This is a genomic window from Buttiauxella brennerae ATCC 51605, from assembly GCF_001654925.1.
Taxonomy (GTDB): domain Bacteria; phylum Pseudomonadota; class Gammaproteobacteria; order Enterobacterales; family Enterobacteriaceae; genus Buttiauxella; species Buttiauxella brennerae.
Genome location: NZ_LXER01000017.1, coordinates 37,626 through 63,093, shown reverse-complemented (window position 1 = coordinate 63,093; position 25,468 = coordinate 37,626). Strand labels below are relative to the sequence as shown.

The following is a 25,468-nucleotide window of genomic DNA, read 5'->3' as shown; positions in this document are numbered from 1 at the left end:
GCACCGCCGGATTATCAAAGTGTATGTTCTGTACGGGCTATAATATCATCCTGAGCGTCTGGAGATAAGGCGGTAAAGAAAGCAGAGTAACCTGCTACACGAACGACCAGATCACGATATTTATCAGGATGTTGTTTTGCATCTAACAGGGTTTCACGGGAAACTATGTTGTATTGCACATGCCAGCCTTTGTGCGCTTCAAAGAAAGTACGCAGCATAAACATCAATTTTTCACGGTCGCGCGGGTTATCAAGCGTTGCCGGATTCAGTTTCTGGTTGAGTAATACCCCACCCAGGATTTTGCTGGTTGGTAGTTTGCCCACTGAACTTATTACCGCTGTTGGACCAAGCCGGTCAGTACCTGAAGCCGGGCTTGCACCTTCCGCTAAGGGTGTTGTCGCTTTGCGGCCATCAGGGGTTGCCATTGTTGCCGCACCAAAAGGTACGTTCGCTGAAATAGAAGAAGTACCCGCATAGTAAGTTCCGCCAACAGGGCCACGACCAAAACGGGTGTTGTGATACTGCTTCAGCTCATCAATGTAGGTCTGATAAGCCCGCGCCAGCAGTAAATCCACTTCATCTTCGTCATTACCGTATTTTGGCGCATTGTTGATCAGGCGCTGGCGTAATTGTTCACCTGTTAAACCATCGAAGTCGTTTGCCAGCGCTTCAGCTAACTGTTGCTGGCCGATGGCACCTTGCTCAAATACCAGTTTTTTTACCGCAGCCAGGCTATTGCCGAGGTTGGCAATACCCACTTGCAAACCTGAAACCCAGTCATATTTTGCGCCACCTTGCTTGATACTTTTACCACGCTCGATGCAGTCATCCACCAGCGCCGAGCACAAAATATCATGGGCATTTTCTTCAAGCACCGTATCAACCACGCACTCAATTTCGATGGATTTCTGAGTGTAATAGCGAATCTGGGTATCCCAGGCATTCATTACCTGATCAAACTGGCTGAAGTTGCCTGCTGACAGCGCGTGTTCTTGCGGCAAGAATATTTTGCCGCTAGTAGCATCACGGCCATGTTCCATGGCGGCCAGCATGACTCGAGCAAAGTTAATAAAGCTCATGCCGGTACAACGATAACCCCATTTGCCACCGACAGCCGTTTCGATACAGCCAATTGCGGCGTAGTCGTATGCATCCTCACGGCTGACACCTAGCTTGATAAATTCCTCAATCACGATTTCATCGTTGTTGAATGCAGGCATCCCAAAACCGCAGCGAATCACCTGAACGCAGGCATCAAGGAAATCATTGCTCATTCCGGCGTGGTAACGCACGCTCAAGTTTGGTTGGGTTGAGCGCAACTGACCGCATGATTCAAGGATGGCGTAAGAGAGCGGGTTCACCGCATCAACGGCTTGCCCGTTAACCAGCGTCTGGCCACCAATGGTCACGTTTTGGTAAAGCGGGCTACCAGCAGAGGCTTTTGAGTGCGAACCTGAGCGAATCTTATTCACTTCCAACAGCTTTAACCAACAGCTTTGCAGCAGCTCAATTGCCTGGTCGCGCCCCAGCGTTTGCTCAAGCTCGACATCGCGGCGATACCACGGGTAAAGGAATTGATCGAGGCGACCAAATGAAACAGAGTGCCCGTTAGATTCAATCTGTAGTACCAACTGTACGAAGTAGCTTAGCTGCAAAGCCTGCCAGAAAGAGGTCGGTTTTTTATGGGCAATCAATTCGCAGTTTTCAGCAATCGCCAGAAGCTCATCACGACGCGCGACACGTGCTTCGGTGCTCGCCATTTCTTTCGCCAGACGCGCGAAACGTTCGATATGGTCACTCAAAGCCACAAACGTAATATCAATGGCCTTAAGGAATTGTTCTTTATGCAAATCCTCCCAGTCTGTGAGGTGCAGGCGTGAACGGCGCTCGGCCACTTTAGCACGTAAACCATCAATGCCTAATTCCAACAGCAAAGGGAAGTTAACTGCCAGGTGCGCGTCGCCTGACGTCATGTTGCCTTCGGCTTTAATGATCCCGCTTGCCAGCAACTCTTTTTGCTCGTCAGTAAACATTCCGTAGCAACGATCTTGTACCGTCTGCCCGCGCCACCATGGGCAAATCTCATGCATCACCGCTTTATCTGCATCTGAAATAGAGAAGCCAGCACCTGGGCGGTCGCCTAGCTCATCAATCTCCGTTTCAATCCAGCCAACGGTATATTCAGGGAAAAAAGGGGCTCCACGAACGTGGCTTGCCTGGTTGCCGACAATCAGCTCATCATGCTTAATCCAGATAGAGCGTTCAGCCAAATGATGGGCGAGGGCAAGCGCACGGCGCACCGGCAAAGGCTTATCCTGATGCTGCTGATAAATCGCCGTGTAGTGTTGCGCGCGCTCAGTACAAACGGGTGGCTTAACGATATGAATCAAAGCGTCTTTATGGTCTTTGATTCGTTGGCTTAAAGTATTCAGGTTCAGTTGGGTCATCGGTTTATCCTCTTATCCAGGCGGTCATCCCTTTTTGGCTTGCGTACTGCTGGGCAAATTCCAGCAGTTCTGGCGCATCAAGAGGTTGCTGCGCGGCCAGGTAAGGGAGATTCAGGAGCTTATATTTGTTGATACCTAAGGTGTGGTAAGGCAAAAAATGAATCGCTTTCACGCCAATTTCATCGGCGGCAAAATCGCTGATCGCGCGAATGGATTGCTCATCAGCATTAAAATCGGGGATCAATGGCACGCGGATAGTCATTTGTACGTTCCGTGCAGCCAGCTTGCGGAAGTTATCCAGCACGCGTTCGGCATTACCATCAGTCCATTGCTTAAAGCGTTGTGCATCGACATGTTTGAGGTCAGCGAGCAGTAAATCGAGGTGCTCAACACTCGGCTCAATGTATTTCCATGGCACATGCAGGCAGGACTCAACGGCGGTATGAATGCCAGCCTCTTTGCTTTTTCGTAGCAGTTGTTCAGCGACTTCTGGCTGCATAAAGGGTTCGCCACCGGAAAGCGTGATCCCTCCGCCGCTGCGGTCATAAAAGGGTTTATCACGCAGCACTTTCTGCATGATGGCTTCAACGCTTTGTGTTTCGCCACACACGCTCAAGGCTTGGGTCGGGCAGCAGTCCGTTAATGTGGCTAAATCGTCGGGCATTAATTTTTCGCGAGCAATAACCAGCGCGTCATCTATACGTGTGATGGCGTGAGGTGCCGCCTGTGGGCAAAGCTCGCAGCCCGCAAGGCAAAGACGCTCATCAAACAACACATCCTGGCCACGAGCACGGCTCTCAGGGTTCTGGCACCAGCGGCAGCCCAGCGAGCAGCCTTTCAGGAACACCACGGTACGAATACCGGGGCCATCATGTGTTGAGTAACGTTGGATATTAAATAGCATAAGCCCGCCTTTATCTTCTGTTCGTAAATTAGATTACTTTCGAATGAAAGTTTTATTGATTTTGATCAGATAAAGAACAGACAGCGACGTTATGATGTCCGTATTGCGATATTCGACAAATCTGGAGAGTTTATGGAACTGTATTTAGATACGGCTGATGTAGCCGCAGTTAAGCGTCTGGCGCGTGTTTTACCTTTACAGGGCGTGACGACCAACCCATCTATCGTGGCAAAGGCCGGTATTTCATTGTGGGAAGTTCTGCCCGCGCTTAAAGATGCCTTGGGCGGTGAAGGTAAATTATTCGCTCAGGTTATTGCAGCCCAGGCCGATGAAATGGTGAAAGAAGCTGAGCTGCTGGTGAAGCGCGTACCGGGATTAGTGGTTAAAGTGCCAACAACGGTAGAAGGTTTGGCGGCAATGAAACAGCTGAAAGTGCTGGGGATCCCGACACTGGGTACCGCCGTTTATGGTGCGGCTCAAGGGTTGTTAGCGGCGCTGGCAGGGGCTGAATATGTCGCGCCGTACGTAAACCGTCTGGATGCGCAGGGCGGCGATGGCATTGAAATGGTGCAAAACTTGCAGCAGTTACTGACCTTGCATGCGCCACAATCCAAAGTGCTGGCGGCCAGTTTCCGCACGCCACATCAGGCGATGTCATGTCTATTGGCAGGTTGCGAAGCGATTACGTTGCCGGTTGATGTCACCGAACAATTATTGACTACGCCTGCGGTCAACGCCGCTATCGCCACGTTTGAGAAAGACTGGCAGGGCGCATTTGGTTCATTGAGTTTGTAACAATCAGTCAAAAGAAACAGCGCCGGTTATGACCGGCGTCAGCGTTAAATCTCCCAGGGCGACTTTTTCAAGTCGCTTTCTTTTTGGTCGTCGCCATTCGCAATACCCAGCAATTCTTTTTTTAAAATCTCCAGATTGTTGATGGCAGAGGCATGATCACCACCCACCAAAATATCCAGCACGATATCAATACGTTTTGCGAGTTGGAGAGGGTCCACTGTCGGCATAGTGCGTCCTTTTCTTTTACGAAAAATGTTGCCTTCATAATGCAAAAAAAGGCGCTAAAAGAGAAGGTGCCAGCGCGCTTTTTTAGTCTTATCCATCAATCAATTATCGAACAATATATAAGTAATAATTATTAAATTCCCCGGTAAATTCATCCTAAAGCAGTAGTGGATTAGTCTGATCCTGCGTGTAACGCGCTTTTATAACATGAGGATAAGATGATGACAGTAATTAACCAGCCAACCTGCAAATTGTTCACGGATACTTCACGATTCACTCAGCTGTCGGGTTATTACGAGGCGGAGCGCCGCACTGTGTGGATGATGTTGCGAGCACAACCTCGCCCTTGCTTCAATCACGAGTTGATCGAAGAGATTATGAACCTGCGGTACCTGGTACAACAGGAGGGATTTGTGGTTAATTTTTGGGTGACCGGTTCATTGGTGCAGGGAATGTATAACACAGGTGGTGATTTGGGTTTCTTTGTTGAATCAATTCAGCAAGGGCGGCGCGAAGCGCTTCGTGCCTATGCTCGCGCCTGCGTTGATTGTGTCCATGCTGCATCACGGGGTTTTGATAGTGGTGCTATTAGCCTCGCTATGGTCGAAGGCAGCGCGTTAGGAGGAGGGTTTGAAGCCGCGCTGGCGCACCACTTTGTTCTGGCACAAAGAGATGCACGCATGGGGTTTCCGGAAATCGCCTTCAACCTGTTCCCGGGTATGGGGGCGTATTCACTGGTTGCTCGCCGTTCGGGGATGAAACTGGCTGAAGAACTGATTTATAAAGGAGAAGCACATACCGCTGAGTGGCATCAACAATTTGGCCTGGTAGATGAGCTTTTTGAGCCCGGCCAGGGTTATCTCGCCACGCGAACATTCATTGATACCCTGCAACCTAAACTGAATGGCGTTCGGGCTATGCTGCGTGCCCGTCAACGTGTTCTTCAGTTACCGCGTTCAGAATTAATGGATATCACCGAAGACTGGGTGGATGCAGCATTTTGCCTCGAGCCTAAGGACATTGCTTATATGGAACGATTAGTACAGTTGCAAAATCGCCATAGCGCGACGGTTTTACGTAAAGCGAGTTAATACTGCATTTGACGCTCGACTAAGGCCGCTGGCATTGATTGCAAGTTAGCCGGCCGTTCGTTGACGCCTTTCAGAAGAAGAAGGGCGTCTTCTTTTACATCACGCGGGTTAAAGAGTCTTTCTTCTTACGCCTGCACATTAGTTATAACTAAGCGACATAGTTGCAAACGTATTGACCTTCCCAACCGTGACATCATCTTCCACTTTTGCCACCTTTGCACTAAAGGTAAGGGCCTCATTGGCTGCAGCACCTCCAGTGATTGTGTCTCCATCGCGTGTTGAAGTGAATAACTGAAGAAATGAATTGAGCGGAATGCCTTTACCTGCACTATCATAACTACCGGCTTTTAAATCTATCTGAATGCCAACGCCGCTAGCTACCGTTAGCCCACCCTGCATAATACCCAGGATCGAATGGTTTGGGTTGTTTCCCTGTGCCAGAGGCCCCTGGATGTAAAATGAGATGTTTGTCCCTGGTTCGCATGCCAAATTAATGGTCTGATCAGGAGCGCCACCCACGGTAGTTTTTGATTCAAATTCATTAATGTCGACCTTGCCAAAATCAAAGTTCAACTCGCTGACATCAGCAGTACAGCCCATGGCTTTTACCGCGACATTAGTGCTGCTCAGATTTAATTGTGAGGCGATATCACCACGGCCGCTTTCTGAGCCATCTTCACTGAACTCGACTTGAGCAATTGGAGAAGCAAAAGTCAGCTGCCCCCCGGTTATTTTCCCACCCGTAGCAACCAGTTCGACAAAATAGGCTGAGTTTTTCAACGTATGGTCTTTATCACTACCGTCACCACTAACAAACGCATTATCAATAGGGTGTTTACCGTCATAATTTCCGCCCTGGTTTTGCGCGTAAATACGCAACCCTAAACCGGCAATATTGGTGGGCACGATACCGTTAGCATCAACGGATGCCGTTTTCTCGCCGCCACCGGTGTAAAGAAAACCGACGTGATAACCGTTGCTGCAACCTGTAATAGTTAAATTTGAATTAGAACCCGTTATTGGCCCCTGGCTCCAGACCACTTCACCCGGTGAATAATTCCGACTTTCGACGACAATATTTGCAGGTAATGAAACCGACGATACCGAAATATTTTTATTGGCCGTCATATCACCACCTCGTTGGCAAGCTGCTTCGCAGCTGTTAAATAAGCAGATTGATAATAAAATAAAAATTAAAGCTCGCATGAAGAGGTTCCTGGGTGTTTTTTTATGCAAAGGAAAATATTTATTTATAGGTGACATCAACCGTAATGGTTGCTTCAAAATCACCTGCGGTGGGTGAGCCGTGCGGGGTATATAACCGCGCGCCCATTTTAAACGTCGCTGTACCCGCTTCACTATCTACTGGAAAAGAGTAGGTGGTTTCATTAGCCAGGTTAATAACATCTTTGCCATCCATATTATATAATTGCAGCCCAACATCACTCGCACCTTTTGCTGCACTATTTGCGTAAAGGACATCTGAAAAACTCGGGTCTGCGGAATAGGCGGTGCCGCTAAACGTTGCTGTTGCTTCTGTGATACTGTTTGGGCATTTACTTATAACTATATCGACGGGAACGGTCTCAGTAGTTGCACCCGCTGTAGATAATGAATCTTTAGCCCATGTGCCTAATGTGATTTTGTTATCGATAGTCACACTACAGACTGGCGCAACGATAGCTCCGGTGATATTAACGGTCAAGTCTGAGTGGTCATCAAATGCAAAGGCATTGTTTCCAGATAAAATTAATCCGCACGAAAATAGTATGTATGTTATAAATTTCATTGTTTACTTTCCAGAGTGTAATATTAACTACATTGCTCATGAATAACCTCAACGCCAGACGCACTTTTTTGATCCGGGAGGTGGTAATGTGCTGTGCACTGCTCATTGGCACCGGCACCCCATTTAACTAATATCTCGCCAGACTTCTCTAAACCCGTGATGTAAACACTGCCACTATCGCCAACAATTCCACTATGAACATTCTCATTATCCGCTGAAGTGCCTTTGTCCGTAGCAGTTGAGCCAAACGGCAATGGTTTACCCTGTGTCGATGTTAAATTAAACAACACGCGATAACCGATATTGGCATTATATTCAGCAACCACAACAGCCCCGCGAGTAGGGATTACATTCTTACTAGTGTCCTGCAATTCGATATCGTCATTTTCAATTTGCTCTGTATCGAGTGAAATGTCATTTCTCTTATATGGGCTTGCGTAGGGCACCACAGCGTAACCCAGTCCGTCTGTTTTGATACCTACGTTATTATTCACTGGCACACCCTCTGCACCTTTTGCTTTGACTAACACAATCGTGTCATTGAAGGGTTGAGAAAGAGTCAGGCCACCGCTGTGTAATAACATCCCTCCCTGAATGCCGTAGTTAAAACGTTCAGCATTCGTGTCGTAAGAATAACCAGCATTAAATTCTGAGTAGCGAGTTCTCATATCAGCATTCACGCTGCCATTGGTTTTATGATCGCTATCTGAATAGCCTTCCTGAACCTGCCAGTTTAATGAATGGTCCTCAAAGGCACTACCACTGATTCCAGTGTTATAAGTCGTCGGAGAATTTTTACTGCCGCTCATGTTAAACGTGGCATAACTTGACGGCAGGAATTTCTCTAAAGGAATACTGACGTTAAACGTTATTTGTTGATCATCACTACGATTATCATCCGCCGTATTATTGTCAGCATTAATATTGTAAGAGTAGTTAAGCCCGTAAGATATCCCACCAATACTGTTGTTGTATCCCAGGTTCAACGATGTCGTACGGCTCTTATCCCAATAGTTTTCGTTAACCAGGTTAACTGACAATGAACCATAAACAATATTCTGAGACATAGATAGTTCGGTTCTGTTTCTGCTACGGCCATAATTATAATCGTCAGACTCATCAAAGGTATTCAGCGCATCTTGCAGTGAATAATACCCTGAAGTTGAATAACGATAACCCGCAACCGTGAAATTGGTTCCGGTAGTCGCAATATTTTTGCTGTAACGCAAGCGTAAGGATTGGCCACTCTCTTTTTTGAGAGAGGACTGGTTTGTATTGGTGTCCATATTTGTAGTCTGGCCAGCATCATTAACAATGGCCCAGGATTGCGTCACGTCCGCAGAAACCGCGCCGAAATCTCCGAGATTAAGCCCTGCACCTAGGGCAACGGCCTGATACCCCTTCTGTGTCGCCTGAATCCCGCCATAGGCGGTAATACCATGTGCGAAGCCATAAGACGCCGTCATTTGGCCGAAGCCGACATCTTCAGATGATGTATCACGGGTGTGGCCCACGGTAGAGCTGTATTTAAAATGGCCTTCACGCTGCAACACTGGTAACGCTGCATACGGCACCACCAGATGTTGCTCAGTACCATCCGACTCTTTGACCAGAACATCCATATCCCCGGAACCCCCTGTGGGATACAAATCATTAATTTCAAAAGCGCCAGGCGCTACGCTGGTTTTATAAATGCTGTGGCCATTTTGAGACACAGTGACTTCAGCATTAGTGCGTGCAATACCATGAATAACCGGAGCATAACCTTTTTGGCTGTCCGGGATCATATCGTCGTCGGATGCCATCTGGGCACCAGTGAACGCAAGACTGTCAAAAATATCGGAAGGAGAGTTACTGTCGCCCAACGTTAATTGGCTTTTCAGCGTCTTAATATCACGAGTGACGTAGTTGTTAACGGAGTCCCAATCATTTACGCCTGTATCATCATGATTCCAGGTTGAATAGTTACGAAAACGCCACGCCCCTAAGTTGAACCCTGGGCGCAGGTTCATATATTGGCTATTCCCGGCACTTTCACCCGCAACTCTGGGTTTCGTTGTGGTACCCGTGAAACTGTAATTCATCATCGCTGCATTGATACCTTCATCCCATTGTTCCGGGGCGACATAGTCGCGAGCAACAGCATGCATGGCAATTTGGGGAATACTTAAATCCAAGCGCTGATCGCTGAATTTTAATACTGAAGTGAATTCAGGAATTACTGAGAGATTAGCGCACTGATTTCCCTGTACGCTAAGCTCAGGATAATTTTCTATTTTCACTCCCCATGCGCCGAGTTGCTCAACGCTCAGGCAAGGTTGCAGCGTCTGCTCACCTTTGGAATCTTTATTCAGCGTGAAGGTGATTTCCTGGGTATCAACCAACTCTTGATTAATATAAATATCAACACGATATTTCCCCGGAGCCTGAATCCCATTTTCATAATGAGAAAGATCGACCTCTGATGGTATCGCATCGGAAGTATTTAATAAGTTTGGATTGAAGTGATCCTGAGCATATGCCAGATTGCTTGTGGAAAAGCAAAAAGGGATCATCCCTGAGATAATCAAACTACGTATAATATTGTTATAACGCATGCTTATCTCTTTCAGTCCAATATTTATAATTCAATCCTGGGTCTTATTCAAACCCAGAGGGTTATATCTGGGAATTATGTTCGCTCGCCGCCATTCCAAAATCATTCAAAATACGCCAGGAAATTTTTCCGTGGCCAGAACCCGCTGGTGCAGTAAATGTTGTTGAAGAAAGTGGGGCGACATATGAGGCTTTATCAACCGTTTTGCCATTAATCTTCACAACAGCAAAATTCATATAGTAAGGCGTAGGGTTGGTTACTTTTATTTCATTTCCGCTTACTGCCCAACTTAGTTTGTCGGTCACTTTTTCAGGCATCTCCCCACATAATGATTTAGGGCGATAAATGAGTTTGATACGTGTGTTTATTGCAATTTCAACAGTGTTGTTCTGCTGACTTGTAGCCGTTGAAGGAATACCCTTCACGTTTAACCAATACATACTTTCACGGTCTTCAGGCATAGGCAAACCTGAGCGAACGATACGCAAAACATTTTTTGCTCCGACTTCCTCGCGGAATAATGGCGGGGTAATGATCATGGCATCCTTTCCGGGGGTAGTGGCATCTGCCGGAGTAATCCATGATTGAACCAGATTAGCCACCTTGTCTTTATTTTCTACAGATATTGATGTTTCTTTTTTCGTTCCTTCGTAAATGATCCTGGTCCCGCCGACAGTCACGCTGGCTGTCGCATTAAATACGCTTAATGTTGAAATGAGAAGGGTAGATGCGATAAGGCTGTATTTCATATTTTGCACTCTTGATTAAAAAAGTGCTGAGCGAGATTGCTCAGCACAAATATAATTATTCGTAGCTGACGTTATAGGTAAGGGTTGTGGAGACATCACCTTTGGTTGCATCATCAGCTGTAGCAATCATCATTGCTGTATAGTCAGTGACGATATCCCCAGCTGCCGTTGGCAGAGTAATTGCGGCATTTTTATCTTTATTGATGATTGCTGTTTCAGATGCATCTTTAATTATTACCGCCACGTTAGTTGCCGCAGTTGCTGCATCAGCGGTATTTTTGAAATAAGTTTCATCACCATCTGTTGTACCTTCAAATTCTACATAGGCTTTCGTTGGTACACCAGCGCCAGCCGCCGGGCAGCTATTAAGTGCAACGGTGAAAGTTTTAGGAGCACTTGTTTTACCTGTGGTTGCAATATCAGCCACAGCCGTAGAACCTAAATCTACGGTCGCAGTACCATCATTAACAACAACGGTACAAGCCTTATCAATAAGCTTGCCACTAAATGTAATGCTATTCTCAGCAGCTGCAGCAAAACACTGTGTTGATGCTGCACCAGTTAAAATCAATGAGCAAATAGCAAATGATTTCTTGATACTTATTTTCATACATTAATTACCTACAGTCTGGATAGTTTTTGAGAAATTAAGAAGGCATGTATTTACAATGTTCTTATTTCTGGTCGGTAGTCTGGGAATATTGATATTGCCGATATTGTTACTTTTAATTGTATTAAAAGTAGGGTCAGGTAAACACTAGCATCACTACTATTGTTTTTTATGTGAGATGTGAAATATCCATATTAATAGCGCTCAGGAATATTTAATTCCCTGCGCTACCATCACCGGCTGTTTCAATGCAATAGATATTACCTGAGTCTCTTTTTTAATCAATGCATTGACCGGGTAAATGTAAGTCTTTCTGGTCTGATATCAGACTATTGATTGTTTGTGAATATTAAAATCAAATAAAATCAAATAAAATCAATGGAATGGATATTTTTATTGAGTGCGGCGATGAAAGCATTTTAAGGTGAAATAGTTCAGTTTAGCGGTGGAAATGGTGTGAAATATTGGCGTGGTGAATATGACCAGGTTTCCCTGGCCATTGAATAAATGAAGAGATGGTGAATTAGCGTGCGGTACGTGCCTGATAACGCTTCAACCAGCGCTCAAAAACGGCGGCAGGCATTGGCTTGGCAAATAAATAACCCTGCCGTTCGTTAACGCCATTCTTGGTCAGGAAGGCATCTTCTTTCTGGTTCTCAACACCTTCAGCAATAACCTGTAAATTCAGCGCCTGTGCAACCGCCACGATTGCACGCACCAGCGATTGTGAGACTGAATGTTTATGAATATCGCGCACAAAACTTTGGTCGAGTTTAATCGCGTCAATCGGGAAGCGGGCAAGCTGCGAAAGGGACGAATAGCCCGTACCGAAGTCATCCAGATGAACTTGAGCGCCAAGGCGGCTGAATTGCTGGATAACTGAAAGCGCGAGTTCTTCATTTTCAATCAGGCAGCTTTCCGTCAGCTCAACATCAATCGGGCAATATTCAAAATTAAGATCTTTCAGTGCCTGTTTGAGATCGCTGAAGATTGTCTGGTCCGCAAGCTGGCGTGCCGAAACGTTTACCGCGACGCGTAAGTTGATGCCTTTGTCGCGCCACTTCGCCACCTGTTGAACCACGCTCAGCATCACCCAACGGCCAAGAGGAACAATTAAGCCGGACTCTTCTGCGTAAGAGATAAAATCTAACGGTGGGATCAATCCACGCTCTGGCGATTGCCAGCGCACCAGTGCTTCCAGGCTTCTGATTTCGCCACGCCAGGTCATTTTTGGCTGGTAGTGAATAACCAACTGGTCGTTTTCCAGCGCTTTGCGAAGGTTTGTATCAAGCCATAAATATTCAAACACACGCTGGTTCATTTCGGGTGCGAATACGCAGAACTTGCCACGACCGCTCTCTTTGGCGGTATACATCGCAGTGTCGGCATTTCGAATCACGCTTTCGCGATCTTCACCATGTTGCGGTGCCAACGAAATACCTAATGAGCAGCCGGAATAAACTTCAATCAGGCCAATGCGGAAGGGTTGTTTGAGTCGTGCCAGAATGCGTGACGACATCGCTTCAAGCGTTGCCTGGGAGGTATCGGTGGCTAAAACAATAAATTCGTCACCGCCGAGGCGTGCCAGAATTTGCCCCTCATCAAGGCAACTGAGAATGGCTAATGACACCGCCTGCAGGAGCTGGTCACCGAACATGTGCCCGTAGGCATCATTCACTTTTTTAAAGTTATCGAGGTCGAGATAAACAATCCCCACCTGAGTTTCACCGCGCGTATCAATAGCCGCGGTAATTAAATCGTTGATGGCATTACGGTTGGGAAGGCCGGTGATGGTATCGGTATTCGCAAGAACTCGTAGGCGTTCCTGAGCACGGCGCTCTTCGGTGATGTCAGTGCCTGAACAAATCAAATAGATTTCATTCTTGCCGCTGCCACTGTGGACGAATTTGTTGCGAAACAAAAAGAGCCGCTGGCCTTTACGGGTTTTTATCCAGCGTTCAACTTCATAGGAATTTCCATTACGAAAAAAACCGCTAATGTTGCGCTTAGACGCAGCCGCTTCGCTGCGGCTCATAAATAATTTGAAAACGTTCTGGCCAATGACTTCTTGTTCTTTTAAACCGGTATATTCTTCACTCAGACGATTGAAGCGCTGAATATTGCCCAGTCTATCGAGGATCACGATGACCGAATTGGCCTCAGATACCACTTGTTCAGCAAACGAGAGCCCTTGCACTAAATCGCGGGCAACAGAAGGGGTGTCATTCCAGGCTGATGCCGAACCCGCCCACTCTTTTTTCGATACTTTACGTCCCACCAAATGCACAGGAACGTCACTGCCAAACAATGAGATTGACATGGTTACGCTTGAGGTAATCACGGTCATCTGGCGAATTTGCTCCGCCTGGTCGGGGTCAAGAGCAACCACCTGGCTAATATCCGAGTTTTCGCTGGCGGCTAATTGTAAAGCGTTGCTATCGGTAGGCAAACGCCAGTACGGGCTTGTTGTCCCTAAATAACGGTAGAGCAGATTCTGCTCCAAATCGTCTTTCATGCTCTCTCCTGAACCGGGGCCGACATAGCCTGTCAGTCTGTAATTTATATTAGCAATATAAAACCGATCTTAAAGCGACAACCGTATATTAAAGACATTGTTTTTGCGGAAGTTGTGCGAAATCTTAATATTCACAGTGAGATTGGTAGTTTTGGAGGTGAAATGAGAAGAACAAAACAGTTTGATAACGCTAATCATTTTCAGGTGGTGATTATCACATTTAACTTTTGCAGGAAAAAAGCAAAAAAAAAACCGAACTCAAGGTTCGGTTTTTAAAGGGGTGACGATTTTATTACTTTCAGGCAGCAGGTCGCGCAATAACGCTGCGCGTTTCCATACGAACTTCGGCAATCGTTACATCAATCACGTCAGTGACTTTATAAGCGACTTCGCCTTTGATTTGCACGGTGCCCAATTCCTGACTGCATACCATCTCGTCACGAACGGCGTGGATGAACGGGGCAGGGATAAAGGCAACTGCGCCATTTTCAACCAGACGCACACGCATGCCGCCCCGGCTAACATCAATGATCTCAGCAGCAAAACGGGTATCGGTTCCGGCTTTATCACTCAGGAAACGAGCATACAACCAGTCACCCACATCGCGTTCGGCCATGCGATTCAGGCGGCGGCGCTCTGCCATCTGTACCGTGATCTCGTCTTGTGGACGGTTGGCGGTTTCACCTTTAATGATCGCTTTTAATAGACGATGGTTGATCATATCGCCGTATTTACGAATAGGTGAAGTCCAGGTCGCATAAGCTTCCAGGCCAAGACCGTAATGCGGGCCAGGCTCGGTGCTGATTTCAGCAAACGACTGGTAGCGACGAATGCGGCTATCAAGGAAACCGGTTGGCTGTGCATCCAGTTCACGGCGAAGTTTGCAGAAGCCGTTTAGCGTCAGCACTTCTTGCGCGTCAACGTCAAGACCATGGCCTTGCAGCATCGTGGCGAGCTGTTCAATGTTTGCCGGGTCAAAACCGGTATGGACGTTATAAACGCCAAAGCCCAGTTTCTCGCGCAGCACGATTGCGGCACAGACGTTTGCAGCAATCATTGATTCTTCAACGATGCGGTTTGCAATGCGACGTGGTTCGGAAACGATATCCAGCACTTCGCCTTTTTCACCTAAAACAAAGCGGTAATCAGGGCGATCTTTGAACACTAATGCGTGAGTGCGGCGCCAGTCGGCACGACTCAGGCAAACGCGCTCCAGCAGGCGAATTTGTTTTGCAATGGCATCACTCGGTGGCTGCCAGTCGCCTTTTTCTTCCAGCCAGTCGGAAACATCGTCATAGGCCAGTTTGGCTTTTGACTCGATGGTTGCGACGAAAAAGTTAATCTCTTTTTCAATGCTGCCGTCTTGTGCAATAACCATGCGGCATGCAACAACCGGACGAGTGACGTTAGGGCGCAGGGAGCACAGATCGTCGGATAACTCACGTGGCAGCATCGGGATGTTAAAGCCCGGTAGATAGTTAGTGAAGGCGCGAACTTTGGCGATACCATCAAGTTTGCTGCCTTCTGCAATCCACGCTGTCGGGTCAGCGATAGCCACCGTCAGTTGCAGTTTACCATCGGCCAGTTCTTCAACGAACAGCGCATCATCCATATCTTCGGTGCTGGCGCTGTCGATGGTAACGAAATCCAGTGCGGTTAAATCTTCACGTACCAGGCCTTCGTCCAGCATTTCATTCGCTACGCCGTCAGGTGCTTCACGCTCAAGATTATGGCGTGACAGTGTCACCCACCATGGTGCGAGGTGATCGTCACCAAAGGTGATGAATTGCGTTAAGTCTGCGTAGAAACCACGGTCGCCTTTGAGCGGGTGGCGCTTCATTTCAGCAACAGCCCAATCACCATTCTGGAAATCATGGGTGACGTTGCGGTCTGCGCGACATTGAATCGCATCTCTTAGTAACGGATGATCCGGCACAATCGACAGACGGTCGTCTTTACGTAGTACACGGCCAACAAACCGGCTAAGGAACGGTTCGATAAGCTCTTCTGGCTCAGCGGTTTCGCGGTCCTTGTCGGTATGGATCACCGCGCTCACGCGGTCACCGTGCATCACTTTTTTCATTTGCGGCGGCGGAATAAAGTAACTTTTTTGCGAGTCCACTTCGAGGAAGCCAAACCCTTTTTCCGTGCCTTTTACCACGCCTTCTACGCGTGGAGTTTGAGAATGCAGTTGCTGTTTAAGCTGCGCGAGCAGCGGGTTATCCTGAAACATGTTTTTTAGTTTTCGTGGCCAAAAGAGCGGCTGACAGTTTTACGCGAAACGACCCTTTGCGGCAAGCGCTGTTTGCCGTAAAAACGTGGGATATACAATGTTTAGCAGGCATTGCCAAGCCCGATTTTTAAACGATTTAGCCAGCCATGCAGGGCCGAATTTACCAGTAATAGTAAAATTTCCTCTTCGGTAAAACCTTGCTCGAACAAGGGTTGAAGCTGGGCTGCACTAAAGCTGCCGGGCGCACGGGTTAACACGCGTACCGCCTGAATGATTGCGCGTTCTCGCGGGTGGTTATGGCTCCAGGCTTGCAATGCTCGCTCACCATTACGCATCGCTTCTGGCAAACCACTTTCTCCATGCCATGCACGCGCCAAATCCGTGTAACAACCCGCGCTTCCGTTAATGCGTGCCGTCAGCATTCCGGCCAGAATGTGGTCGTTATTGGCCGGCGTTTCCTCCGCGGGCAAGAAAAACAGACAGGTTAGCTTACTCAATACCGACAGGGCATCGGCATCGTGTGCCAACAGCCAGCCCATATCATGTAAGACGCGTTGTGGCAGGCTAATATTGAGCACTTCGAGTTGTTGAGTATTTGCATAGCGCTGCTCGACGGCAGGCAATGCTGGCTGCCATTGCTTTTCGCCTTCCTGGAATAAATCGGCGCTGGCATCTTGTTGCGTATCAAGCCCCGGAACCCAGCGAACAGGCAACCCTTGCAGAGCCTGAAAGACGGCGAGCACGCGGGCCTGAAAGCCGATAAAGCCAATAAGCTGGTTAAACGTCACGATATCATTGACCGAAAGCGCAACTTCATCGAGCTGTTGGCGGGAGACATCATCAATGAGCGTTGGCTGGCTGGCCAGTTGCCGGGCGTACTGGGTGATTTGCGTCAGGCGGCGGTTGCTCTCGCGGGAGGAGTCAGGGCCGGGTTGCGGCGCAAGGCGAGCGGCATAGTGATTACACAAACGCTGAACGCCATAAACCTGCGCGACAGTCAGCGCGGTACTCAGGCGATCGTAGCTACTGAGCGTGTGTAAGCGTGTCACAGCGCTGTTCTCTGGCAGCAAACATTCATAGGCACTACGCGCAGCAGAAAACCACTCAGCTTGTGATGCGTGTTGTTCTGCGCTCAGACTCAAATCGAGCAAGAACCGGTCTTCGAGAAAAGCCGCTTCGGGAACTAACGGTAACACGACAGCGTCGTTGCGACTGGATTGCGTTTCATGATACCAGTGGCCTTTGCCAGATATTCGGCGTTGTTCCATGGTCGTTCCTTGGTCAAAGAGTTTACAAGCCCGGGAAAAACACCTGACGGCTAGTTTGCTGCTTTATCCTGGCGTAACCATGAGGGGTGACAAAAGAATGATAGGTGATAACAAATATCAGAAAGCTATAACCCGTTATTTTGGGCTTTGTCTTGGCGTGATTTAAGGGGGATATAGGAAACCGTGGGGGTAACGGGGTAGGCGAATGCCTACCCACGTTGTGAACTGAATTAGTCTTTCAGTTCCAGTTCGTTCATTGCAGCGATGCTGAAACCGCCGTCAACGTGGACCACTTCGCCAGAAATACCGGCAGACAGGTCAGAACACAGGAACGCTGCGGAGTTACCCACATCTTCGATGGTCACAGTGCGGCGAATTGGGGTAACCGCTTCGCAATGTGCCAGCATTTTACGGAAATCTTTGATGCCGGAAGCCGCCAGAGTACGGATTGGGCCAGCAGAAATACCGTTTACGCGCACGCCTTCAGGGCCCATCGCGTTTGCCATATAGCGCACGTTTGCTTCCAGAGAAGCTTTAGCCAGACCCATAACGTTGTAGTTAGGGATAGCACGCTCAGCGCCCAGGTAAGACAGAGTCAGCAGCGCAGAGCCAGGATTGAGCATTTCGCGGCAAACTTTTGCCATCGCAACAAAGCTGTAGGAGCTGATGTCATGAGCAATTTTGAAGCCTTCACGGGTAACGGCATTCACGTAATCGCCATCTAACTGGTCGCCAGGTGCGAAACCGATAGAGTGAACGAAACCGTCAAATTTCGGCCAGCTTTTCGCGAGTTCAGCAAACATCGCTTCGATGCTTGCATCTTCTGCTACGTCACACGGAAGAACCAGGCTTGAACCCAGATCTGCAGCAAAACCTTCCACACGGCCTTTCAGTTTTTCATTCTGGTAAGTGAAAGCCAGTTCAGCACCTTCACGGTGCATCGCCTGCGCGATACCGTAGGCAATGGAGAGTTTACTGGCGACGCCAGTGATCAGAATGCGCTTACCGGTAAGAAAACCCATAGCTTTGAATCCTTATAGTTTCTGCTAATTTTATGACTTTATAATCATCAAGTTGCCAATGATTAGTCACAATTTTTCAACACGAAAGTGAAATTATATCCCACTCAGCGCCTGTTGTGTCACGTTATTTTCCACAACCCCACCAACTGGCGATACCGTCACCAGAGGTCTGAACAGATACTCGCCTGTGCGAATGGCTGACATCGGCGTCAAATACTATCTTTTAGGCTGGAAATGCTGGTTACCTGACAACATGAACGCTGGAGATAAATGATGAAAATCGCTGTTGAATCACGGGTTAATGCGCCGATTGAACGGGTCTGGGACACCTATATCAATCCGCAAGATATTGAAAAGTGGAATACAGCCTCAGCTGACTGGCACACCGTCAATGCCGTGGTTGATTTTAAACCTGGAGGGAAGTTTTCATCACGTATGGAAGCCAAAGACGGCAGTATGGGCTTTGATTTTGCAGGTGTTTATACCCACATTGTTCCCCACGAATTGATTGAATACTCTTTTGGTGACCGGGAAGCACAAGTCAAATTCTCTCAACAAGAGGGCGGCGTGCTAGTGCATCTCGAGTTTGACCCTGATACGCAATACCCTGTCGAGCATCAGAAAAACGGTTGGCAGGCGATTCTGGACAATTTCGCGAAATACGTAGAGGCGAAGGTGTAAGTTTTGAAGGGTGCTACTGCGCTTATCCGGCCTGGGTTTCGTTTTTACAGGCCGGATTAGCCGCAGTCTTTACCTGTCTTTTCGCCACGCATCCGCTGTTAACGCTTCGCCGAAATGGCTGGCGATCAGGCGCTTGGTCAGGTCGTGAAGCGGGGAGGCGAGAACTTCAGCGGTACTGCCACGTTCAACGACTTCACCCTGATGCATCACAATCACTTTGTCGCTGATGTGTTTCATCATGCCGATATGCTGCGTGACATAAATATAGGCAATACCCTGTTTTTCCTGCAGTTCAAGCATCAGGTTAATCAGTTGCGAACGCATCGACATATCAAGAGATGCCAGCGCTTCGTCGGCAATAATCACTTTCGGGCGCAAAATTAACGCACGAGCCAGGCCCAGACGCTGTTTCTGCCCTGGGGCCAGCATATGCGGGTAGTAACTGGCGTGATCGGGAAGCAAACCGACCATTCTCAGTGTTTCGATGATCTGTTTGTGACGCGCTTCCGGTTCAAGATTGGTATTAAGGCGCAGCGGGAAATCAAGGATTTGAGAAATACGCTGGCGCGGGTTCAGCGACGTGCTCGGATCCTGGAAAATCATACGGATATGCTGGCTTCGGTAGGTGTAGTCGCCGTATTGCAGCAAATGATCGTTAATCAACACTTCGCCAGTGGTCGGCTCAACCATTCCGGCAAGCATTTTCGCCAACGTCGATTTCCCGGAGCCATTTTCGCCAATAATTGCCAGCGTCTGTTTTTCCCGCAACGTGAAACTCAGAGGTTTCACGGCATCTACATGCTGGCGCTGGAACAACCCCGTTCGATAGCGAAACGTTTTACTTAAATTGCGAACTTCGAGCAGCGTTTCGACCATTACTGACTCTCCATATTCAGCGGGAAGTGGCAGGCATAGAGATGAGTTTTTGCCCCGGTCAGGCGTGGCGTTTCGATGCACTCACGTTGCGCATAAGGGCAACGTGGCCCCAGACGGCAACCCATCGGCAAATGTTCCAGCAACGGAATCGCGCCAGGCATGGTGTTCAGGCGGCTTTTATGTGGCATCGGGCTGCCAAAGTCAGGAATAGCGCGGATAAGCGCTTGAGTATAGGGGTGGTGCGGGGTCGCAATCAGCTCTTCGCTGGTCGCACTTTCCACCGTTTGCCCACAATACATGACGTTAATTTTGTCGGCCCATTTGCTCAACATCTGTAAATCGTGGCTAATCAGCAAAATAGTGGTGTTGTTGTACTGATTGAGTCGCGTCAACAATTTGAAAATTTGTAATTGCGTGGTGGGTTCCATCGCGTTGGTTGGCTCATCGGCAATCAACAGGCGCGGCTGGTTGGCAAGTGCGATGGCAATCATCACTTTCTGGCACTCACCGTCAGTTAACTCATAAGGGTAACTGCGCATCGCATCTTTATGGTCTTTGATCCCGACGCGGTGTAACAGTTCGATGGCACGGCGTTTACGCCAGCCAAACCGTTTCCACCAGCGGCCTTTGTAGGTCCAGCCGGGGATGTTTTGCATCAGCTGGCGGCCAACACGCTCTGACGGGTCAAGACACGACTGCGGTTCCTGGAAAATCATCGAAACATTATGGCCGACAAGTCGACGGCGTTCACGAGAGCTCAGGCGCAGTAAGTCGATATCATCAAAACGCATACGGTCGGCGGTCACACGCCAGTTGTCTTTGGTGACACCGCAAATGGCTTTCGCAATCAGGCTCTTTCCTGAGCCGGACTCACCGACTAAACCGCGGATTTCCCCTTCGTTCAGGGTCATGCTGACGCGATCGACCGCTTTTACCCAACCGTCGGAAGTCATGAACTCGATGGTCAGGTTTCGAATATCAAGTAATGGCATTATTGTACCCCCGCATTGATCGCGCGGCGTAAACCGTCGCCCAGCAGGTTGACCAGCAACACACTGATCATGATAGCCACGCCTGGCAGCATTACTGTCCACGGAGCGACATAAATCAGCTCCAGCGCATCACCCAGCATCGAACCCCACTCTGGCGAGGGAAGCTGTGCACCGAGATCCAGAAAACCTAATGCGGCAATATCCAGAATCGCCATCGACAGGGCGCGGGTCACTTCCGTCACCAGAATGGCCGCCGTGTTAGGCATGACCGCAAACCAAAGAATATTGAGCGTTGATGCACCATCCAGCCGGGCGGCAACCACGTAATCTTTTTCCAGCTCATCATGCACGGCGCTGTAGACGGAGCGCACCATGCGCGGCAGAAGGGCCAGCCACACCGCGAACATGGCATGGACCAAATGCGGGCCAACAAACGCCACCACGATGATCGCCAGCAACAGCGAAGGAATCGACAGTAGGGTATCGAGAATGTGATTAAGTACCGCAGAGCGTAGGCCATGGGTCGAACCCGCAATCACGCCCAGAAGAATGCCGAACACCGCAGCGGCGAGCGTCACGACAAATGCGCCGCCTACGGTTGGTGCCGCGCCACTTAACAAGCGGCTTAAGACGTCGCGCCCCAGGTCATCGGTTCCCAGGAAGAACGAAACGTCGCCATAGCGCGACCATGAAGGCGGTAACAGTTGGTAGCCGAGGAATTGTTGATCGATGCCATAGGGGGCAAAAACGCCACCAAACACGCATAGCACCACCAAAGCCCCGCAACCATACAGGCCAATCATTGCCGTCGTGTCGCCGTAAAATTTCTGCCAGGTCAGGCGTAGCGTGCTCGGCGGTCGCTTCTCGCGATAGACGCTATCGTAAGGCATACCATTCCTTATGTGTCAGTGGGTTTGCCATCGCACCCAAAATATCGGAGATAACATTCACGATGATAACCAGCGAACCGATGACCATCACACCGGCAGAAATTGCCGTGTAGTCTTGCTGGCGAATGGCGTTGATCAGCCAGCGCCCAAGGCCTGGCCAGCTAAACACCACTTCGGTAATCATCGCCAGCGTCAACATGGTTGAAAACTGTAAGCCTAGGCGAGGGATCACTGGCGGTAGGGCGTTATGCAGCACATGGCGATGAAGAATTGTCAGGCGCGATAAGCCACGCGTCGCCGCCGCTTTAATGTAGTTTTGGTCAAACACTTCAATGGTACTCAGGCGCATCAGGCGTACCACTTCGGTCGTTGGGGCAACGGCCAGAGCCACTACGGGTAAAATCATGTGGCGGATGGCACTGACAATCATCTCATCGCGATACGGCGAGTCCGACAGCCAGGCATCAACCAGCGCAAAACCGGTGACGGATTTAACTTCATAGAGTAAATCGAAACGCCCGGAAACGGGGAGCCAGCCCAGCGTCAAAGAGAAGAACAGGGTCAGCAGTAACGCAAACCAGAACACCGGAATGGAAAAGCCAATTAACGCCAGCGCACTGATCAGCCTGTCCTGCCATTTATTACGCATAATTCCGGCCAGCATGCCGACCGGAATACCAATCAACAACGCGAGGCCGAAGGCCAGCAGACATAACTCCATGGTGGCCGGGAAAACAATGCCTAACTGTTCGTTAATCGACTGCCCGTTGATGCTCGACACCCCGAAATCCCAGTGCAGAATGCTTTCAAACCAGAACACCCAGGCATTCCATAACGACGCGCCTTGCAACGGGGCGTGAGGGGTAAAGTAGTTGAGGCTAAAACCTATAAAGGCCAGAAAAAACAGCGTCACCAGCAATAGCAGCAGGCGGCGCAGAGTATAAATAATCATGGTTTTTTCACCTCAACATTCTCACGGGAAACACCCGCAAATGATGCGTTACCAAATGGACTCAGCACCAGCCCTTTAATGTCGTAGCGATAAGCCTGCAGGCGCAGAGACGATGCCAACGGCAGCACCGGCAACTCTTTGGCCAGAATGTCCTGCGCTTCGCGGTACGCTTCGATGCGTGATGCCAGTTGCTGAGAGGACAACGCCTTTTGCAGCACCTCATCGAACTTAGGATCACACCAGCGAGCATAGTTGGTCTGCGAGCGTATCGCGGCGCAACTTAACATCGGGCGGAAGAAACTGTCCGGGTCATTACTGTCTGTTGCCCAACCCGCAAGTGTCAGGTCATGGTTCATGTCCATCAAACGCGCTTCCTGGAAGCGACCTTCGACCGGCACGATAATCACTTTCACCCCAATTTGCGCCATATCCGCCTGGATAAGCTCGGCGGTTTTCAACGGACTTGGGTTCCACGCCTGAGAACTGGTCGGCACCCACAATCGCAATTCCAGGTTATTGAGCCCCAATGCTTTTAATTGCTGGCGCGCTTTTGCTGGATTGTATTCGGTAATTTTAGAGTCGCTGTCATACGCCCACGATGCACGCGGCAAAATCGACGCCGCGGTTTCTGCTGTGCCGTAGTAAATCGACTGCATCAGGCGCTGGTTGTTAATTGCCAGCGCTAATGCATGGCGCACCGCCGGGTTATTCATCGGCGCTTTATTGGTATTAAACGCCAGGTAAGCGATGTTCATTCCCGGGCGCAAAGTGAGGCGCAGGCGGGGGTCATCACGCAAAATGGTGAGCTGGCTGGCAGCAGGATACGCCAGCACGTCACATTCGCCGGTCAGCAATTTAGACAAGCGCCCGGTGCCGCCGGAGCCTAAATCCAGCACCACCTGCGGCATCAATGGCACACCGCGCCAGAAATGAGGATGGCGAGCCAGGCGAATGTATTGCCCGGCACGATATTCACTGATCTGGAATGGTCCGGTGCCAACTGGCTGGCGGTCCATCAACTCTTGCTTGTCGGCTTTGGTCAGCTGTGCGGCGTATTCGGCAGACATAACGGATGCGTAATGCGTCGCCATATGCCACAGGAAAGAAGCATCCGGTTTTTCTAAGCGAAATTCGACGGTGTTATTGTCCAGTTTACGCACACTTTTCACAGAGTCCGGGAACTGGAGGCTATCGAAATAAGGATAGTTGCCGCCGTTTACGTTATGCCACGGGTGTTTGCGGTCAAATACGCGTTGAAAGCTAAACACGACATCATCGGCATTGAGTGCGCGAGTCGGTGTAAACCACGGGGTGGTCTGGAACTGAACATTCGGGCGTAAATGGAAACGGTAGGTGGCGCCATTATCCAGCACTTCCCAGCTTTCGGCCAGTTCTGGCATCAGGCGGTAAGTGTAAGGATCGACGTCTAATAATCGGTCATATAACTGTGCGGCAAGGGTGTCCACAGTCAAACCGCCGCTGGCCATCTGCGGATTAAAGGTATTGACCTGACCGTTGACACAATAAACAAATCCGCTGCTACGGATATCGGCTGGCTTTTCAACAGGTGATGCAGCAAATGCTGCGCCACTCAGGCAGCTTACCGCCAGTAACAGGGAGGAGACAATTCCGCGCATAAGTTTTTGAGTTTTCTCGGGTGATAACCAAAGTGTATCGCACTCTGGAGGGCTTCCCAAAATATGTCAGGCTATTTTGCTTTTTTTATAATCAAAGCCTGCAAAAAAGGCAGGGGAATGCTGTTTTTTACGGCAGTTACGGCCTTCGCCGAATAGCGAAAACCGTAAACAGAGAGTCAGTCGGGCTGAACCACATCATGCTTTTTAAGCAATGCCCGCAGTTGATGGTAGGTGAGGCCAAGCAAATCGGCAGCCTTTCGTTGGTTATATTTCGCCTGCACCAGGCTCTGTTCCACCAGCGTTTTTTCCTGCTCGTTTTGCCATTTGCGCAGATCCATTGGCAACGAGAGTGGCGACGCTTCGTGTTTCACACCAGGCGTGGGCTTACGCGCAAAGGGATCGAGGATCACTTCATCGACCTGCTCCTCGCTGTTGCCATGGCGGTATACCGAGCGTTCAACCACGTTTTTTAGCTCGCGGATATTCCCCGGCCAGGCGTAATTCAACAGTGTTAACTGTGCTTGCTCGGTAAACCCCGGAAAGAAGGGCAGGCCTAACTCGCGGCACATCGTGATCGCAAAATGTTCGGCCATCAGCATGATATCGGGCTGGCGCTCGCGAAGCGGTGGCAATTTGACGACATCAAATGCGAGGCGGTCGAGCAAATCAGCGCGGAATTTCCCCTCTTCAGCAAGTTTTGGCAGATCGGCGTTGGTCGCACAAACCAATCGCACATTGACCTGCAACGGCTGGCTGCCGCCAACACGCTCAAGCTCACCGTATTCCACGACGCGTAAAAGTTTTTCCTGCACCATCATGGGTGCGGTTGCCAGTTCATCAAGAAACAACGTACCGCCGTCGGCACGTTCAAAGCGGCCTGGATGGCGCTTCTGAGCGCCAGTAAAAGCCCCAGCCTCATGCCCGAATAGTTCTGAGTCCAGCAAGTTATCGTTGAGTGCCGCGCAGTTGAGGGAGATAAACGGCCCTTGCCAACGGCGTGACAGAAAGTGCAGGCGGTTAGCAATCAGCTCTTTCCCGGTGCCGCGCTCACCAATCACTAACACCGGTTTCTCAAGGGGAGCCAGGCGGGAGACTTGCTCCAGCACCTCCAGAAAACTATTTGCCTCGCCAATCAGGTTATCTTTGCTTTCTGCCATGATGAAATTAACCAATAGTTAGTGAATATCACCACTATA

General features: G+C 49.3%; 21 protein-coding genes. 3 read left to right on the top strand and 18 right to left on the bottom strand.

Annotated elements, in window-relative coordinates; translation table 11 throughout:
• Positions 1-14: 14 nt before the first annotated feature.
• Positions 15-2,447: a formate C-acetyltransferase/glycerol dehydratase family glycyl radical enzyme gene (locus M975_RS08375; protein ID WP_064558769.1), complete on the bottom strand. Its 2,433-nt coding sequence runs from the start codon at positions 2,445-2,447 to the stop codon at positions 15-17.
• Positions 2,448-2,451: 4 nt separating this feature from the next.
• Positions 2,452-3,351 (bottom strand): glycyl-radical enzyme activating protein, encoded by a 900-nt coding sequence (locus M975_RS08370; RefSeq protein WP_064558768.1) that lies wholly within the window; start codon positions 3,349-3,351, stop codon positions 2,452-2,454.
• Between the two features lie 132 nt (positions 3,352-3,483).
• Between M975_RS08370 and fsa the strand changes: the two genes are divergently transcribed.
• Positions 3,484-4,146 (top strand): fructose-6-phosphate aldolase, encoded by a 663-nt coding sequence (gene fsa / locus M975_RS08365; RefSeq protein ID WP_064558767.1) that lies wholly within the window; start codon positions 3,484-3,486, stop codon positions 4,144-4,146.
• Positions 4,147-4,190: 44 nt separating this feature from the next.
• Here the strand turns inward: fsa and yciZ are convergent, their stop codons facing one another.
• Complete coding sequence (gene yciZ, locus M975_RS08360) at positions 4,191-4,373, bottom strand: protein YciZ/DeoL (protein WP_064558766.1); 183 nt, start codon at positions 4,371-4,373, stop codon at positions 4,191-4,193.
• A 219-nt stretch (positions 4,374-4,592) separates the two neighbouring features.
• Here yciZ and M975_RS08355 point away from each other — a divergent pair, with 219 nt between their 5' ends.
• Positions 4,593-5,462 (top strand): crotonase/enoyl-CoA hydratase family protein, encoded by an 870-nt coding sequence (locus M975_RS08355; protein WP_064559178.1) that lies wholly within the window; start codon positions 4,593-4,595, stop codon positions 5,460-5,462.
• A 138-nt stretch (positions 5,463-5,600) separates the two neighbouring features.
• Here M975_RS08355 and M975_RS08350 read toward each other — a convergent pair whose 3' ends face one another.
• The 9 genes from M975_RS08350 to fabI all read right to left on the bottom strand — a co-directional run bounded on the left by M975_RS08350 (position 5,601) and on the right by fabI (position 18,244).
• Positions 5,601-6,668: a type 1 fimbrial protein gene (locus M975_RS08350; RefSeq protein ID WP_064558765.1), complete on the bottom strand. Its 1,068-nt coding sequence runs from the start codon at positions 6,666-6,668 to the stop codon at positions 5,601-5,603.
• 40 nt (positions 6,669-6,708) lie between these two features.
• Positions 6,709-7,251, bottom strand: a complete 543-nt coding sequence (locus tag M975_RS08345; protein ID WP_064558764.1) for a fimbrial protein — start codon at positions 7,249-7,251, stop codon at positions 6,709-6,711.
• Between the two features lie 23 nt (positions 7,252-7,274).
• Positions 7,275-9,848 (bottom strand): fimbria/pilus outer membrane usher protein, encoded by a 2,574-nt coding sequence (locus tag M975_RS08340; RefSeq protein ID WP_064558763.1) that lies wholly within the window; start codon positions 9,846-9,848, stop codon positions 7,275-7,277.
• Between the two features lie 61 nt (positions 9,849-9,909).
• Entirely contained in the window at positions 9,910-10,596 is a 687-nt protein-coding gene (locus tag M975_RS08335; RefSeq protein ID WP_064558762.1) for a fimbria/pilus periplasmic chaperone, read from the bottom strand.
• 55 nt (positions 10,597-10,651) lie between these two features.
• Positions 10,652-11,206 carry a fimbrial protein gene (locus M975_RS08330; RefSeq protein WP_064558761.1) on the bottom strand — a complete coding sequence of 185 codons (555 nt, stop codon included), beginning with the start codon at positions 11,204-11,206 and terminating at the stop codon, positions 10,652-10,654.
• 523 nt (positions 11,207-11,729) lie between these two features.
• Positions 11,730-13,721: a cyclic di-GMP phosphodiesterase gene (gene pdeR / locus M975_RS08325; RefSeq protein WP_064558760.1), complete on the bottom strand. Its 1,992-nt coding sequence runs from the start codon at positions 13,719-13,721 to the stop codon at positions 11,730-11,732.
• Positions 13,722-14,019: 298 nt separating this feature from the next.
• A complete protein-coding gene (locus M975_RS08320) occupies positions 14,020-15,954 on the bottom strand; it encodes an exoribonuclease II (protein WP_064558759.1) in 1,935 nt (644 codons plus the stop codon).
• A gap of 101 nt (positions 15,955-16,055) precedes the next feature.
• The gene (locus M975_RS08315; protein ID WP_064558758.1) at positions 16,056-17,222 is read right to left on the bottom strand and encodes a CMD domain-containing protein; all 1,167 of its coding nucleotides are present in this window, start codon (positions 17,220-17,222) and stop codon (positions 16,056-16,058) included.
• A 230-nt stretch (positions 17,223-17,452) separates the two neighbouring features.
• The gene (gene fabI / locus M975_RS08310) at positions 17,453-18,244 is read right to left on the bottom strand and encodes an enoyl-ACP reductase FabI (RefSeq protein WP_064558757.1); all 792 of its coding nucleotides are present in this window, start codon (positions 18,242-18,244) and stop codon (positions 17,453-17,455) included.
• A 270-nt stretch (positions 18,245-18,514) separates the two neighbouring features.
• Between fabI and M975_RS08305 the strand changes: the two genes are divergently transcribed.
• On the top strand, positions 18,515-18,925 hold the full coding sequence (locus M975_RS08305; protein WP_064558756.1) for an SRPBCC domain-containing protein: 411 nt from the start codon (positions 18,515-18,517) through the stop codon (positions 18,923-18,925).
• A 69-nt stretch (positions 18,926-18,994) separates the two neighbouring features.
• Here M975_RS08305 and sapF read toward each other — a convergent pair whose 3' ends face one another.
• From sapF to pspF, 6 genes are all read right to left on the bottom strand, one after another.
• Entirely contained in the window at positions 18,995-19,801 is an 807-nt protein-coding gene (sapF, locus tag M975_RS08300; RefSeq protein ID WP_064558754.1) for a putrescine export ABC transporter ATP-binding protein SapF, read from the bottom strand.
• On the bottom strand, positions 19,801-20,793 hold the full coding sequence (gene sapD, locus M975_RS08295; RefSeq protein WP_064558753.1) for a putrescine export ABC transporter ATP-binding protein SapD: 993 nt from the start codon (positions 20,791-20,793) through the stop codon (positions 19,801-19,803). The genes sapF and sapD overlap by 1 nt, the downstream gene beginning before the upstream one ends.
• Complete coding sequence (gene sapC, locus M975_RS08290) at positions 20,793-21,683, bottom strand: putrescine export ABC transporter permease SapC (RefSeq protein ID WP_064558751.1); 891 nt, start codon at positions 21,681-21,683, stop codon at positions 20,793-20,795. Before sapC ends, sapD begins: the two co-directional genes overlap by 1 nt.
• A complete protein-coding gene (sapB, locus tag M975_RS08285; RefSeq protein WP_064558749.1) occupies positions 21,670-22,635 on the bottom strand; it encodes a putrescine export ABC transporter permease SapB in 966 nt (321 codons plus the stop codon). The genes sapC and sapB overlap by 14 nt, the downstream gene beginning before the upstream one ends.
• On the bottom strand, positions 22,632-24,272 hold the full coding sequence (gene sapA, locus M975_RS08280; protein ID WP_064558747.1) for an ABC transporter substrate-binding protein SapA: 1,641 nt from the start codon (positions 24,270-24,272) through the stop codon (positions 22,632-22,634). Before sapA ends, sapB begins: the two co-directional genes overlap by 4 nt.
• Positions 24,273-24,448: 176 nt before the next feature.
• Positions 24,449-25,444 (bottom strand): phage shock protein operon transcriptional activator, encoded by a 996-nt coding sequence (gene pspF, locus M975_RS08275; protein ID WP_074388343.1) that lies wholly within the window; start codon positions 25,442-25,444, stop codon positions 24,449-24,451.
• Positions 25,445-25,468 lie beyond the last annotated feature (24 nt).

Bases quoted from the DNA above. Each gene is read 5' to 3' on its own strand.
- sapA (WP_064558747.1), bottom strand. From the start codon at position 24,272: ATGCGCGGAATTGTCTCCTCCCTGTTACTGGCGGTAAGCTGCCTGAGT.
- M975_RS08335 (WP_064558762.1), bottom strand. From the start codon at position 10,596: ATGAAATACAGCCTTATCGCATCTACCCTTCTCATTTCAACATTAAGC.
- fsa (WP_064558767.1), top strand. From the start codon at position 3,484: ATGGAACTGTATTTAGATACGGCTGATGTAGCCGCAGTTAAGCGTCTG.
- M975_RS08355 (WP_064559178.1), top strand. From the start codon at position 4,593: ATGACAGTAATTAACCAGCCAACCTGCAAATTGTTCACGGATACTTCA.
- sapF (WP_064558754.1), bottom strand. From the start codon at position 19,801: ATGGTCGAAACGCTGCTCGAAGTTCGCAATTTAAGTAAAACGTTTCGC.
- sapC (WP_064558751.1), bottom strand. From the start codon at position 21,683: ATGCCTTACGATAGCGTCTATCGCGAGAAGCGACCGCCGAGCACGCTA.
- sapB (WP_064558749.1), bottom strand. From the start codon at position 22,635: ATGATTATTTATACTCTGCGCCGCCTGCTGCTATTGCTGGTGACGCTG.
- M975_RS08305 (WP_064558756.1), top strand. From the start codon at position 18,515: ATGATGAAAATCGCTGTTGAATCACGGGTTAATGCGCCGATTGAACGG.
- yciZ (WP_064558766.1), bottom strand. From the start codon at position 4,373: ATGCCGACAGTGGACCCTCTCCAACTCGCAAAACGTATTGATATCGTG.
- fabI (WP_064558757.1), bottom strand. From the start codon at position 18,244: ATGGGTTTTCTTACCGGTAAGCGCATTCTGATCACTGGCGTCGCCAGT.
- M975_RS08350 (WP_064558765.1), bottom strand. From the start codon at position 6,668: ATGCGAGCTTTAATTTTTATTTTATTATCAATCTGCTTATTTAACAGC.
- M975_RS08345 (WP_064558764.1), bottom strand. From the start codon at position 7,251: ATGAAATTTATAACATACATACTATTTTCGTGCGGATTAATTTTATCT.
- M975_RS08330 (WP_064558761.1), bottom strand. From the start codon at position 11,206: ATGAAAATAAGTATCAAGAAATCATTTGCTATTTGCTCATTGATTTTA.
- pdeR (WP_064558760.1), bottom strand. From the start codon at position 13,721: ATGAAAGACGATTTGGAGCAGAATCTGCTCTACCGTTATTTAGGGACA.
- M975_RS08315 (WP_064558758.1), bottom strand. From the start codon at position 17,222: ATGGAACAACGCCGAATATCTGGCAAAGGCCACTGGTATCATGAAACG.
- M975_RS08340 (WP_064558763.1), bottom strand. From the start codon at position 9,848: ATGCGTTATAACAATATTATACGTAGTTTGATTATCTCAGGGATGATC.
- sapD (WP_064558753.1), bottom strand. From the start codon at position 20,793: ATGCCATTACTTGATATTCGAAACCTGACCATCGAGTTCATGACTTCC.
- M975_RS08320 (WP_064558759.1), bottom strand. From the start codon at position 15,954: ATGTTTCAGGATAACCCGCTGCTCGCGCAGCTTAAACAGCAACTGCAT.
- M975_RS08375 (WP_064558769.1), bottom strand. From the start codon at position 2,447: ATGACCCAACTGAACCTGAATACTTTAAGCCAACGAATCAAAGACCAT.
- M975_RS08370 (WP_064558768.1), bottom strand. From the start codon at position 3,351: ATGCTATTTAATATCCAACGTTACTCAACACATGATGGCCCCGGTATT.